Source organism: Enterococcus sp. DJ147D b (genome assembly GCF_058216655.1).
Genome location: NZ_CM177104.1, coordinates 2166364 through 2179540, shown reverse-complemented (window position 1 = coordinate 2179540; position 13177 = coordinate 2166364). Strand labels below are relative to the sequence as shown.

12 protein-coding genes are annotated in these 13177 nt (G+C 33.3%); 9 read left to right on the top strand and 3 right to left on the bottom strand.

The window, feature by feature from the left end:
* The first annotated feature begins 231 nt into the window (after positions 1–231).
* The 5 genes from AC4BD1_RS10260 (at position 232) to AC4BD1_RS10240 (ending at position 5533) form a co-directional block, all read left to right on the top strand.
* The gene (locus AC4BD1_RS10260) at positions 232–990 is read left to right on the top strand and encodes a hypothetical protein (RefSeq protein ID WP_490485577.1); all 759 of its coding nucleotides are present in this window, start codon (positions 232–234) and stop codon (positions 988–990) included.
* 12 nt (positions 991–1002) lie between these two features.
* Positions 1003–1443 carry a thioredoxin family protein gene (locus AC4BD1_RS10255; RefSeq protein ID WP_490485576.1) on the top strand — a complete coding sequence of 147 codons (441 nt, stop codon included), beginning with the start codon at positions 1003–1005 and terminating at the stop codon, positions 1441–1443.
* Between the two features lie 13 nt (positions 1444–1456).
* Positions 1457–2185: a hypothetical protein gene (locus tag AC4BD1_RS10250; protein WP_490485575.1), complete on the top strand. Its 729-nt coding sequence runs from the start codon at positions 1457–1459 to the stop codon at positions 2183–2185.
* A 19-nt stretch (positions 2186–2204) separates the two neighbouring features.
* Complete coding sequence (locus tag AC4BD1_RS10245; protein WP_490485574.1) at positions 2205–2375, top strand: hypothetical protein; 171 nt, start codon at positions 2205–2207, stop codon at positions 2373–2375.
* Between the two features lie 2234 nt (positions 2376–4609).
* Positions 4610–5533, top strand: a complete 924-nt coding sequence (locus tag AC4BD1_RS10240; RefSeq protein ID WP_490485573.1) for a DUF5655 domain-containing protein — start codon at positions 4610–4612, stop codon at positions 5531–5533.
* 731 nt (positions 5534–6264) lie between these two features.
* Here AC4BD1_RS10240 and AC4BD1_RS10235 read toward each other — a convergent pair.
* The 3 genes from AC4BD1_RS10235 to AC4BD1_RS10225 form a co-directional block, all read right to left on the bottom strand.
* Positions 6265–7245 carry a S41 family peptidase gene (locus AC4BD1_RS10235; RefSeq protein ID WP_490485572.1) on the bottom strand — a complete coding sequence of 327 codons (981 nt, stop codon included), beginning with the start codon at positions 7243–7245 and terminating at the stop codon, positions 6265–6267.
* A gap of 74 nt (positions 7246–7319) precedes the next feature.
* Positions 7320–7484 (bottom strand): hypothetical protein, encoded by a 165-nt coding sequence (locus tag AC4BD1_RS10230; protein WP_206907341.1) that lies wholly within the window; start codon positions 7482–7484, stop codon positions 7320–7322.
* Between the two features lie 33 nt (positions 7485–7517).
* The gene (locus tag AC4BD1_RS10225) at positions 7518–7724 is read right to left on the bottom strand and encodes a hypothetical protein (protein ID WP_490466443.1); all 207 of its coding nucleotides are present in this window, start codon (positions 7722–7724) and stop codon (positions 7518–7520) included.
* A 281-nt stretch (positions 7725–8005) separates the two neighbouring features.
* On the opposite strand from AC4BD1_RS10225, the gene AC4BD1_RS10220 reads away from it, so the two are divergent.
* The 4 genes from AC4BD1_RS10220 (at position 8006) to hylB (ending at position 13101) form a co-directional block, all read left to right on the top strand.
* Positions 8006–8683, top strand: a complete 678-nt coding sequence (locus tag AC4BD1_RS10220; RefSeq protein WP_490485571.1) for a DUF4767 domain-containing protein — start codon at positions 8006–8008, stop codon at positions 8681–8683.
* Positions 8684–8883: 200 nt separating this feature from the next.
* Positions 8884–9357: a YbaK/EbsC family protein gene (locus AC4BD1_RS10215; RefSeq protein ID WP_490485570.1), complete on the top strand. Its 474-nt coding sequence runs from the start codon at positions 8884–8886 to the stop codon at positions 9355–9357.
* 3 nt (positions 9358–9360) lie between these two features.
* Positions 9361–9813, top strand: coding sequence for a MarR family winged helix-turn-helix transcriptional regulator (locus AC4BD1_RS10210; RefSeq protein ID WP_206907336.1), 453 nt, complete (start codon positions 9361–9363; stop codon positions 9811–9813).
* Between the two features lie 264 nt (positions 9814–10077).
* Positions 10078–13101, top strand: coding sequence for a hyaluronate lyase HylB (gene hylB, locus AC4BD1_RS10205; RefSeq protein WP_490485569.1), 3024 nt, complete (start codon positions 10078–10080; stop codon positions 13099–13101).
* Positions 13102–13177: the final 76 nt, after the last annotated feature.

Sequence of the window (13177 nt, the reverse complement as noted above, 5' to 3'; positions counted from 1 at the left end):
ATTATTTATATTTGCATTGAGACGAACCGAATATAGGTGTTTTTAGTACCTTTAATGCTGTATAAAAAGGTAAAAAATAATATAGATAAAAATTCAATAATTAATTTACTTTGATACTCCAAATTCAAAAGTTACAGATAAAACGTTGATGGTGACATACTTGAACTTTAGTGATATGTCATATAGTAAAATAAATTTGTTAAAAAAAACTTTTAATTAGGAGGAATAAAAATGTTAATTGGTAACAAAGTAATGAAAAATATTTCTTTAGTTCTATCTGTTTTACTTCTTTCATTAATAGTCTTACAGGCGGGGAATGTTTTAGCTTCTGAAAAAAAATCTGACACGCTAAATTCATCTATGAATGGTGTAATGCCAAAAAATGTAGAAGTTCGAAACAACAACTATAGTATAGACAAAGCTTATTTTAAATTAGCAGAAATTGATATATCTAAGTTTCGTAGTGAAAATGAAATTGAAATTGATATGAATTCGATGGAAACACAAAATGTTAAATTAACGAATGATGAAACAATAGTAAATATTGGATTCAAGTTGAAGGGAACTAATGTTACCGATGGTAGTTTTTATTTGTTCACATTTGATAAAGACAAAAAATTAGTGAATAGAATGCTAATTATGGCGACTAAACAGGATGATGGAAGTAAAATTGCTACTTCGATGGTAAATGGTACATTTAAAAACCAAATTACAGGAATTACTGATAAAAGTGAAGGTATTTTCCATCTATACTCTAATAGCAAGTGGGTTGCCGATAAAAAAGAAAAAAAATCTATTAAACAATGGGCTTCTTGTATGAATGATTGTTTAGCTGGAGCCGGCTGGGCATCTTGGGCAACAACTTTAGTGTTGGGAGCTTGTGCGGGAGCTTGTGTAGTAACAGGTGGTGCTGCATGTCTTGCTTGTGCTGCGGGGCTTGGATTTATTGCAGGTGGAACATTTGGTGCATGTAATGCCAGATGCTTATAAGTAGGAATCATAATGCAAAAAAAATCAAAAGTTTATAAATTTGTAATAGTTTTATTATTAATCGGAATCTTCAGTATGGGAAGTTTTTTATTTATAGAAGAATCAAGTGGTATACAAGAAATTGATAATCAAGGATTGGAAAAGGTTGTCAAATCAAATAAAGAGCATCTAATTTACATTGGAAGACCCACTTGTCCATATTGTCAGATGGTTCAACCAAAGCTAGAGAAAATATCAAAGAAAAACTATTATACGTTAAAGTACTATAACACTGACGATGCTCGAAAATCAGATGAAAAAAAAATGAATAAATTATTAAGTAAACTGCAGATTCAGAGTGTCCCGACAGTTATTTTAGTAAAAGAAAACCAAGTTATTAATAAATGGGATGTCGTAAATGATTTTGAAAAAATAAATAATTACATATCAAAAAATAAATTGAACATTTTTTAAAGGGAGGCATAATATGAAAAAAATAAGCCTAGTTTCGATTATTGCTTTACTAAGTGGGATTTTGGCTGTGGTATTAATTAATACCTCTATTACATATGCAGAAGTTAATAGTGAAAGAATCACTGATAGTGAGAAGCTATTGGGAAACTTACCAATAATATTAAAATCAAACCAATCAGAATGGAGAAAACTTATATCTAATGATATGCTTCAAGACGAATTGGCAAATGCAAGATTCAAATTTGGTGAAGTAGGAGTTGATATGACTTCATCGACTGTTTCTGTAGTACAAGATAACAATTATTTGATTAAATTTAATATGAGTGGTGCAGTTGAAAAGAACTCTTTTTTATACTTTGTTTTTAACAATAAAAAGGAATGTATAGAAACAGGATCAGTGTTTGCACGGTCAGTAGATAATAACTTAACTGGTTATGTATATAGTAATAATCATCTAAATCTCGAAATTACTGGAAAAACTAATAAAGATATCTATACTATTAAAAAATTTGATAAAACCAAAAAGATTATCGCTAATCAGATAGAAACAATTAATTTAAATTCTCGTTCTTTTGTCGGATGTGTCACCAATTGTGTCACTAAATTATTAGGTGGCTGGCAAGCAACTATCGCATTAGCAGCATGTGCCGCTGCCTGTGGCGTCTCGGCTGGAGTTGGATGCTTTGCTTGTGCAGGTGTTTTAGCTGGCTATGGTGCTGGTTGGTGTTGGGAAAAATGTTGATAAAGTAAAGGATGTAATTATGGCTAAAATTCTAAACAAAAAGAGTAGTAAAATTTTTGTAGCAACAATGGTTTTATTAATCATAATAAAAATGCTAAAAGGATATAATATACCATTTTGGGGATTTATATTCTGGGGAATTCTATTAGTTGGATTTTTAGTTGGCTTGTTTGTAGCAGAAAAAGAGTAAAATCTTTTTGCTACAAATGAGGTAACGGAAGTTAAAGAATTTTAATTTCCAAAGCAGTAATTAAAATTCTTTATTTCCAAAAAAACATATAAGTTTTGTGTCTTTGAATGCTATGAATTTAAAATTATTTAGCTTATTACCAAACTGTTTGTATGTGAATACAAATCGTTGTTATTATGACAAACCTTATTCGACGAGATGAAAGGGCCTCTGTTGGATAAAACTGTTATAGGAGCTATAATCCTTGATATATAAGGATTATAGCTTTTTCATTATCTAAAAATAATTGGATCTGTGAAACTGTCAGTGTTTTATCAGAAAACTTATCTTGAACTTTGTAAAAAATGGCTAGATAATCTTATCTTACGGAATGAAATTAGATTAGCCGCGCATGCAACAATCAGAGAGGACACAGAGCTAAAAGAAAAAAATGAAAAGCTTTAAATTGCGTTGATGGATTTTCTATCGGTATATAATGATTTTTTGAAGCTTAAAGAGTCAAAAATGAACAAGAAGGTGAAGGATATTCAGCCTTATACAGCACATATAGAAGGTTCTTATTATGGTACAAGCTTATATTCAAATACTGCACATAATCTACCTATCCTCAAATTAGGATTTCTACTAGAACATTCTCAAAGTTATTGCCACACTACTTTACACAGTGGGATTATGCCTGTTCTAAAGAGTATTTTAGAGAAAAACGAATAATAAAAAGACCATAACTACTAGGCAGCCAAAAATTAGGCTGCCTTTTTTGTGGGTAGTATGGTGAATGGAAAAAAATCAAAAAGGCGATGTTAATATTTCATCGCACATGGTACTATTTTTTTATAAGTTGTTTTAAAGTGAAAAAGGAAGATGTGCAGATTTTTTCACTTTACTTATATACATATAACTGTAGTAAACATACTCATTAGATATGAAAGGTGAAAAAGTAGTGAGTTCGTACTATCGTATTATAAAAAAAGAAATACTGAACAAAAAACAGTATTTTGGGATCGATATGAAGGTTTTTTATTATATTATTTGTTTAACTAGAGTATGTACTTCTTGGACCTTTGTGGCATCTATTACTAGACAACCTGTGCTAAATGATAAGGATGATATAGAGGCTCTAATTTATCTGGGAATACTTGTTATATGCTATATCACGTTGAAATTTCTAAATAGACAAAATATATCATCCAATTGGAATTGTGCATATAAATTGCACAATAGCGAGTTGGTTAATGATGCCACTTTAAAATACTTAATTCAAGAGGTAGAACAAAGCGTTAAAAATATTAAGAGATTTACTGAATGATGTGTTGGTGTAATAGTGACATTAGTTGTTCTAGTGTCAACCTTATTGTTAAATATATATTCTAAAATTTCAGATATTATTTTAAAAGGTATAGATGATAAAGATATTAAGGATTTTTCTAAAATACTCATCAAACAGCTAAATGAGAAAAATCAGGATATTCTCTCTGGAATAATGATGTTATTTTTTTAAATTTTATTTTTATTTAGCTCATTCATTCTATTTGGTTATTTTGTGTTTTCTTTATTTTCTTTGGTAAAAAAACAGGTATTAGTTACTTTATATGATATGAGATACGTACGTGCTTTATACGAGTAAAATGAATCAGAATAATTTATGTAAATGTATTATATTTTAAAGTTAAAACGCTCCACGGTAGATAAATTTTTTTATCAAAGAGAAAGTCGAAAATTATATTAGAACACATTTGGATAACGTTGCTATCTACAAGTTACATCACGACCGCTCATTGACCAAGAAATATGGTGGAGATGTTGGAAGAAGTTCTCTGGGAGAAATTGGGTTCAAAAGATCAGTATAAAGAAAGTTACGGAGAAAAATCTGTAGCCCTCTTAATAAGGGAGCTGATAGGCTTAGGCAATGATGCTGCCAAAGCAATATTTTCGATTTTTTATCTAATAAAATTTGAACTCACAATAATCAGAATTTATTAAATTAATTATTGATTATGTTGTTCAGGATGGTTATTTAGAAAAAGCACAACTTCTGGAAGATCCTTTTAAACGTCTCGGAACTATTGTCAATTTATTTGGATAACCAGAGGCAATTTCAGACACTAATTCAATCAATAGATTCATTTAATGACAATACTAAAATTATTAATTAGCTTGTTTATATCAACTAATTGAGCTAATCTACTTTATTAGATAATTTCAACATGAAATATATTAGAAACGGAGGTGTTTTGATGGCTCTTTATCACATTAATAAACATGAGATGGTAGAAATTCAAGAAGTACCATTTGCTAAAGAAAAAGAATTACAATTTTTAGTAGAAGCAAACTTAGAAAAGCTGTTCAATTTGAACTTTGTGGCTACTGAATTTTCTGTAGATGATTTTCGACTGGATACGGTGGCTTATGATGAAGAAACAAAGAGTTTTGTAATTATTGAATACAAAAAAGGAAAGCGATTCAGTGTAATTGATCAAGGTTATGCTTATCTTAACTCATTATTAGCTCATAAAGGGGAGTTTGTTTTGAGGTACAATGAGCAGTATCCAGATCGACTAAAGCGTATTAGTGAAATTGAATGGTCACAAACACGAGTTGTTTTTGTAGCGAATGATTATACCAATTATCAATATGGCGCTGTGAATAATCCTGATTTACCTATTGATTTGGTTACAGTTAAAAAATATGAAAACGGATTGATAGATGTAGAAACATTGAGTAAAACAAATTCAAAACAAAGTTCGACAAGCAAGCAAGTTAGGCAGGAAGATGTTAGCAAAAAAGGTTTATCAAAAGAAATCAAAGTATACACTGAAGTAGAACATATTCAAAAGGGATCACCAGAAATTCAAGAATTATATGAGGAATTGAAGGAAATCATTTTAAGTTGGGATAGTAATATTCGAATCAAGCCAGTCAAATTATATAATTCTTTTAAGATGAAACGTAATATAGCAGATATTCAAATTCAGAAGAAAGCTCTAAAAATTTGGATCAATCTAAAATATGGAGAATTAAATGATCCTGAGAATATAACTCGAAATGTAAGTGAAACCGGTCATTGGGGAAATGGTGACTACGAAATCATTATGAAAGATAATCAAAATATTGAGTATATTGCTAGTTTAATTAAAGAATCTTGGCGATATCACAAGTAGTAATTTGGATGAAAACTAACACTAATCCCGAAAAATCATTAGAATTTCATGGTACCGTCTCAAACTGTGAACGTGGATATACCAGTATTTAGAAGCTGTTGAGACGTGTAGAAAACACGGCTCTTTGCTGGAAAGGTCCGTGAGGGAAAAGAACAAAAAAAGCCAAGAATGCTGTTACTATAACGTTCTTGGCTTTTTGTTTACATTCGATTTTATAAATTATCTCCTGAAAAATCTTAAAATAGAATCACTCTAGGAGAGAATTTAGGAGAGCTAAATAAAATTTTTATTGTGATTGATATTCTTTCCACCAATCTTCTTTTTGATACTCAAGTAAACGTAACTTACCATCAAAAAGCAATTGGAATACACGTGAAGATTGACCTTATTCATTAAATAAGTAGTTTTTGCTTCGGGACTCAGTAGTCCTTTACCTTTAATCAATGACTTTTTATGAGTCTATTCTTGTATTATTTTCATAACGACAACTAGTTCTCACTGATTATCCTTTACATAGATACTATAACATCGTGTCTTTGATAATAAAATTTCTCGAATACTGATAGAAGTATTCGAGAAATAAAAATATTTTATTTATTTTTATTGCATCGAACATTGAGAAAGTAATTAAAAAAGCTTTTTGTTGGCGTTGGCTATATGAGTTGATTTTTTTTAATGTAATACTTCAGAACAACTACGACTGGTCAAATCTAACAGGAAAAGCCTCGATTTTACTTAAACCAAGAGCGCAGTTGCTGAACTAATTGCTTGTTTTCTTGATTCAAGTAGGTAAAATCAGACTTCGTATCTGGCAAAATGCCGTTTGGATAAGAAGCTGGATTTTGATTACCGTTGGCTGTACTTTGTATATAGCCAATGGAATAATTGATGAGCCATGGAATGTTATTATGACGAGTGGTTAAGTATTTGGCTGCGTTTAAAGTGGTTAGTCCAGCTGTTTGTTGTCCAAATACTTTAACCTTGTGATTATTTTTTAGGGCGATTAATACATTTTCTGCAGCACTTGCCGTTTTGTGATTGACAACTACGGCGACTTTTTTGTTTAAACTTTTTGGTGTGGGATTAACTGTCAGATGATTGAACCCATTCCATGTACTACCAGAAATCCCACCTAGTAAGAGGGTGTTTTTCAAAATTAAAGGATAGTGATTTTTCCACTTATCAACTTCATCGAACAATTGCCCATCTGGTATCAGTGAGCGTACACCAAGAATCATAGGTTCCCTAGATCCGCCAGTGTTATTTGTTAAATCCAGTACAATATTTTTCTCCGCAGTTTCAATCAGGTTTGATAAGGTATTGACATAATTTTTTATAAACACATTATGATTGCTGTAGATTGATGGAATAGTGATCACAGAAAATTCCAGAAAATCATGTCTACTGGGTAGGATTTCTACTGTGGGTTGTTGAGCTGCTGTATTGAGCGCCATAGCAAAATTATGATGATTTGCTAGTTGTACGGCATAGTTTACTTGTTCAATAGTAGGTATATTTTTCTTTGACCGAATAGTTTGAGTAACTTTCTGCCAAGAACCACGATCTTCGATAATACCTTGCGTATGCAAAAGTGTGAAAGCTTCATAATCGCGTACATCACTTTTGGATAAGTAGAAAGGAAGTAAGAAAAACATACCTATTAAGAAAAAGGAAAAGAAGTTTAAAAATAACTGATCAAATAATCTTTTCATACAATCACCTTAAGTAAAAGAGATCCAACTAGGAATTGGTCGGCGGTTTCACTAGTTGGATCTCTCTCATTTTTTTACTTCCAAAAATAACCAATGAGGAAGTGAAGGAATAACATACCAGCAACGACAAAAAGAATCCAAAAGAAACTGGGCAAGAGGTTTAATTGTCCATTTTTCTTTTCATAAGAATCACGAGTCGTTCCGCCAAAAGTGAGGGACCAGAAATCAAATAAATTCATTCGTAATCGCTCCTTCCACGAAGAAAATGGCGCTTAATATTTTTTACATAAATGCTGACCACCACCAATATATCCTATTGTGTTTGACCCAGAAGGGCAAGCTCCTTGTACCGGAAATGTCGTACCTCCAAGAGCCATTTCCCAATCACTCGGTTTTGGTCCAGTAGGGGTGAATCCTTGGTAACCACGCCCTAAAATTTTGTTTAAGTTCTGTTGACTTAATTTTTTCACATTTTTCATAGAAAGTCACCTCCTTCAATAAGTAAACGCTAACATATTTTTGAGAAAAAAGGTAAGAGTATCTTGAAAGGCATATTTCTGATCTTGAAGGAGCGATGAAGAGAGAAGCGTGTGTGGTAACAGTGACATGAGGAAGATACAAATGTAAATAGCATCATTGTAGTCACGCTATAAATATTTTTCGAATCTGATTATTTTTTCAAGTGATTGTAGTAATAGTTATAGTTCGTTATAATAACTTTTAAATATTAAATTAAAGTTATTTTATGAGGGGTTATAAAATGAAAAAAGTGTCGATCATCAGTTTATTGTTTACAACATTATTGTTGACTGCTTGTCAACAAAATAAAGAGGTTAGTTCTATGTCCGCCTCTACCAAAATTAGTCAAGAAACAACGGTAGCTTCTACAGAACATTCAACTGCTGCAACGGAAATGAGCACAAGCAAAAGTTCTGTCTCTACAACTTCAAGTAATCAGCAGATGACTATGGAAAGCAATAGTTCTTCAGTTAGAGAAAGTCAAGCGATGAATGTTTTGTGGAGTAAGGCTAAAGCGCAACAATTAAACACATTTATGGCTAGCTGGGGAGAAACCATGAAACAAAGTTATAAAGAATATGGTCCTGGAAATAACGTTAATTTATATGGTTTACAGCTTCCTGATACAGTTCTTGCTAACACAAATGGCTGGCAAGCGACAGTTAATAATGTGCCAATCACTTTAACTTGGTCGGAAAATGGTGAAGCTGCTAGTTGTGCGTTAGTAGCGGTCTATTCTGATGCGGAGACGCAAGCATCGTTGGCTAAGCATGTTTATTTCTTTACGATTGATGCAGGTGTTCCTAAGGTCTTGGTGACGAGTCAGAATCAAGGAAATCCTGACAATTATTTATACTTCAAAGAAACTGAGAATCAGCAATTGAAAGATGGATTCACTGAAATTGTAGGAAACATATAAAAAGAGAGTTTAAAATTTTTGACTGAAGAACTAAAAAGGCTTGTTAGTACCTCTAACAAGCCTTTTTTTATGCTCTTTAGAAACATAGATGAAAAAAAGCACCAATCCAACAATTAAAAATGTTGATTTTTCAACAAAAAAGCGGTAAGTTTATAGCTAGCTAATGTAGAGTTTTCTACAATTTTAAGGAGTGAATCATTTTGATTAATTTAGAAGAAACATTTAGTCAAGCTGGAATTGATTTCGAACTATATGATCATCGCGCGATTTACACAAATGAAGATGCGTTAGTGGTCAAAGCAGAGCAAGGTTTTACCGGCACCGAGACCAAAAGTTTATACTTAAAAGATAAGCAAAAAAATAACTATATTTTTCTGACTTTTACGACGAAAAAGAGTGATTTTAAACGATTAAGTAAGTTGATTGGCAAAAGAGTATCCGTCGTTTCTGCAGAAGTGATGGAAGAGCAAACGGGACAAAAGTCTGGCGCAGTTTCTCCTTTTGGCTACGAAGCACATGTTCCAATGATTATTGACGAAGAATTATTAACACATGAAAAATTAGTATTCGCACCAGGACGTCCAGATCAAACAATGGTGGTGAAAGTAGCAGATTTGGATAGAATAATTAAAACGCTTAATTTGGAAACCTATCTATTACCTGTAGAGGAGTAAAAAATGTCTGAGATTTTAAGAGAAATTGGAATCATTTCCCGTTCGTTATCATATATTAGTAATGTTGAGTTCAAGGAATTAGAGCTAAACAAAGAACAATATCTATACTTAACAAGAATCTATGAGAACCCGGGGATTATCAATGACGCGATAGCAGAGTTAGTCAAACAAGACCGAACAACTGTATCGAAATCTGTTCAAAAACTTGTAAACGCTGGTTTAGTTCGTAAAGAAATCGATGCTGAGAATAAAAAAATTCGTCGATTATATACGACTGAAAAAGCAGAAGCACTTTATGACTATTTAAAGCGTGAAGAAGCTTATTCGGAAAAGGCTGCATTGCTTGGACTTTCCGTAAAAGAAAAAGAAACCTTGTTAAATTTATTGAAAAAGGTTAGCAAAAATGTCGATGAAGAGTGGCTGTTTGTAAAAAACGGCAATAGACGAATCTATTAGGTTTTTCTAACAATAAAAAGCCAAACAGAAGTATATTCTGTTTGGCTTTTTGTCTGTAATACTTGTTGTGGACAGGGATAAAACAGTTCAAACGACATATTTTGTAGAAGAACACTTAATCAAAATGCTTAGTTTAGTGAATTATCTTATATGTTTACTAAAAATAAAGTCTATGCTATCATGCTTTGTGAAAACGCTTTATTTAGTTGTGTCGCAATTGGATTATAGACAGGTGCTGAAGGCAAGCTATCTAGGAGGTATCAGATGAAAAAAGGGAAGATGATTCAGTGGGTATTTTTTGTGGGAACTATCATTGCTATCGGTATGTTTCAGAGTGTAACAGTAAGAGCAACGGAAATTTTTGAAACTAATTTTAGTCAAGAAAAGGGGAATTGGTTAGATATCAAAGGGACTTCTAAGACTAGTCTTCGTGAGAATCAATTAGTTATTAGTAATACAACACAAGGATCTTCGATTGAATCTGTGAGTGTGTTACAAGATGCACCGTTAAAAAAAACTGGAGAAGTTGAGATGACTTTTCTTTATGAAGGACAAAAAAACTTTGGGGTGATTTTTAGAGGAAGTGAGACTGATTCAGCGACTTGGCAGTCCTTTGCTTACAATGGAGATGGAGATTGGCAGCTAGGACAACCGGGTGGAAAGTGGATCACCACAATTAAAGGTTCACCGTTGGTCAAGGGAAAAACATATCGTTTGTTGGTACGCTATGAAGGGAAAAAAATTGTTACTTATTTAAATGGGCATTTGTTATATGAAAATCAAGAAGTCAACTATCCTAATGGTAATGGAAGTATTGATGGAGAATGGCAAGGCAAAATTGGACTTCGTCTTTTTGGTGATCGGATAACGTTGAAGGTAGTGGCGCTAAAAAATGGGGAGATTGGTTCGATTCCTTTAGATCCAGAAGAATCAAATGATCCAACTGAGGCAGAAGCCAAAGAGTTGCAACAAAAATGGAAAACGAATCTTGTTGGTGATTTTGAAAAAAATCCTGAATTATTAAATGATCCAGATATTATTGCGTATACGCAAAAGCTTTCAAAACAAGCCAATGAATTATATGGGAAACTAAATAAAGAATCCAATCGCACGTATTTGTGGGAAAAGATTGCATCAGACACAGCCTCTGCAGATATAACAACCCAATTTGCGAATCTTTCTGTTTTGGCTCGAGCTTATGGGACAAAAGGAACGACCCTTTATCAAGATCAACAGGCAAGAACGGACATTATTGAGGCACTTGATTTTATGATAGATGTTCGAAAATACGATGGTAAAAAATATCATGGTAACTGGTGGGATTGGCAGATTGGTGTGCCACAAAAATTTATTGATATTCTGATGATTATGAAAGACGAGCTGACAACGGAGCAATTGTCAAAATACACGCAAGTCATTTCGCTGTATGTTCCAGATCCTTATAAACAATTGTACGGTAAGCCACAAGGAACCTTTGTTGATTTGCATTTTATTCCCAATTTCCAAACGACAGGAGCGAATCGCACGGATTTAGCGTTAACGGTCATGGGGTTGGGTATTTTACAAAAAAGTGGAGATAAATTAAGTGTTTCCGGCGAAAGTATCAAAGAAGTTTTTGCACTTGTGACAAAAGGAGACGGATTCTATAAAGATGGTTCGTTTATTCAACATGGTGATATTCCATACACGGGTTCATATGGAAATGTTTTGGTGAAAGGAACAAGCAAGATTTTAGGAATTTTAGCCAATTCAAAATGGAATTTACCTAAAGAAGTAACAGATTCTTTTGTGACCAATGTGAATAACGCCTTTATTCCATTAATCGAGAAGGGCGAAATGATGCCAATGGTGAATGGTCGTTCCATTTCGCGAGCAACTTCGACAAAAACAACTGGTTTTGGTTCACCAACAATGTATAATTTATTGCTAGTATCAGAATTTGCAGACCCGTCAGCAAACAGTCAGTTAAAAGAAAGTGTCAAATATTGGTTGAAGGAGAATCCAGCTTATTACTATACCAATGCACGTGATTTCAAAGATTTATTGTTAACGAAACAGGTGATGAGTGATGAAACGATTCTTGGAAAAGAAAAACCGTTTCTAGGAAGTAAATTGTATGGTGCAATGGATCGCTATGTTTATGCTAGTGGTGATTTTAGTGTGGGACTTAGCATGTACTCGAACCGAATTTCTTCATTCGAGGCAGGTAACAAAGAGAACAAACGTGGCTGGCATACATCCGATGGTATGTTGTATGTATTCAATCAAGATCAGCAATACGGGGAAGGTTATTGGCCGACGGTTGATCCATACCGATTGCCTGGCACGACAGTTGATACAGTCAAATTAGCAGATGAAGTGAGCTCATTTACGACAGTGCGTTCTTCAGAAAAACAAGTAGGTGGTGCAACAGACGGAAAAAATGCTGCTATTGGCATGGCGCTAAACAAAGAGGGAACGAAAAATAACGGTATGGTTTTACCAATGGATCTTAAAGCGCAGAAATCTTGGTTTGTATTTGATGGCCAAATTGTTGCATTAGGCTCAGGTATTCAAGGAACGACATCAGCTTCGATTGAAACAGTGATTGAAAACCGAATGCTTGATTCCAACAGTACGTACCAGTTGATGACAAATCAAGGTGAGGTTTCCAGTAATGGCGAACAAACCATGCAAGCAAATGACTGGCTCCTCTTGTCATCTTCACAAAAAAATCAGAGTATTGGATATTACTTCCCTCAAGAAGAAACAATTACTTTAGTTAAGGAACAGCGTACTGGAAAATACAGCGATATCAATGAAGGTTTCCCGAACAATCAAGTGTATACCGAAAACTATCAAAAAGTTTTACTTAACCATGGTCAAAAACCAATTGATGAAAAGTATGCGTATATTCTTTTGCCAAATGCAACAACGCAAAGTCTTGAAGATTATGCAAAACAAAATCGAATCGAAATTTTATCCAACAAAAAGGAAAATCAAAGTGTCAAAGATACAGTCACTGGAATAACAGCAGCAAATCTTTGGGTAGCCAATCAAACAGTGGCAGGTATTACAGTGGATCAACCAGCCTCAGTTTTGGTGAAAGAGGAATCAAATCAGGCGAAAGTAACAGTCGCTAATCCTTTACAAACGAATGCAACACTGACGCTGAATTTTTCAAAAGCAGTGAAAACAGTTATTCATGCAGATGAAAATATAACAATCAGTGAAGATGGAAGAAGTGCACAAGTTCAAACGGCAGGTATGACAGGTGAATCTAGTCAGTTGGAAGTTGAGTGGGAATAAAAGGTTACGGCGCAAAACATTCAGCTTCGACAAAATAGCGAGCAAGCATTCAAAATAGTTCTTCATATGTTGAAAT

Excerpts from the sequence above, each read along its gene's own strand:
- AC4BD1_RS10260 (WP_490485577.1), top strand. The coding sequence starts at position 232 with ATGTTAATTGGTAACAAAGTAATGAAAAATATTTCTTTAGTTCTATCT.
- AC4BD1_RS10255 (WP_490485576.1), top strand. The coding sequence starts at position 1,003 with ATGCAAAAAAAATCAAAAGTTTATAAATTTGTAATAGTTTTATTATTA.
- AC4BD1_RS10250 (WP_490485575.1), top strand. The coding sequence starts at position 1,457 with ATGAAAAAAATAAGCCTAGTTTCGATTATTGCTTTACTAAGTGGGATT.
- AC4BD1_RS10245 (WP_490485574.1), top strand. The coding sequence starts at position 2,205 with ATGGCTAAAATTCTAAACAAAAAGAGTAGTAAAATTTTTGTAGCAACA.
- AC4BD1_RS10240 (WP_490485573.1), top strand. The coding sequence starts at position 4,610 with ATGGCTCTTTATCACATTAATAAACATGAGATGGTAGAAATTCAAGAA.
- AC4BD1_RS10235 (WP_490485572.1), bottom strand. The coding sequence starts at position 7,245 with ATGAAAAGATTATTTGATCAGTTATTTTTAAACTTCTTTTCCTTTTTC.
- AC4BD1_RS10230 (WP_206907341.1), bottom strand. The coding sequence starts at position 7,484 with ATGAATTTATTTGATTTCTGGTCCCTCACTTTTGGCGGAACGACTCGT.
- AC4BD1_RS10225 (WP_490466443.1), bottom strand. The coding sequence starts at position 7,724 with ATGAAAAATGTGAAAAAATTAAGTCAACAGAACTTAAACAAAATTTTA.
- AC4BD1_RS10220 (WP_490485571.1), top strand. The coding sequence starts at position 8,006 with ATGAAAAAAGTGTCGATCATCAGTTTATTGTTTACAACATTATTGTTG.
- AC4BD1_RS10210 (WP_206907336.1), top strand. The coding sequence starts at position 9,361 with ATGTCTGAGATTTTAAGAGAAATTGGAATCATTTCCCGTTCGTTATCA.
- hylB (WP_490485569.1), top strand. The coding sequence starts at position 10,078 with ATGAAAAAAGGGAAGATGATTCAGTGGGTATTTTTTGTGGGAACTATC.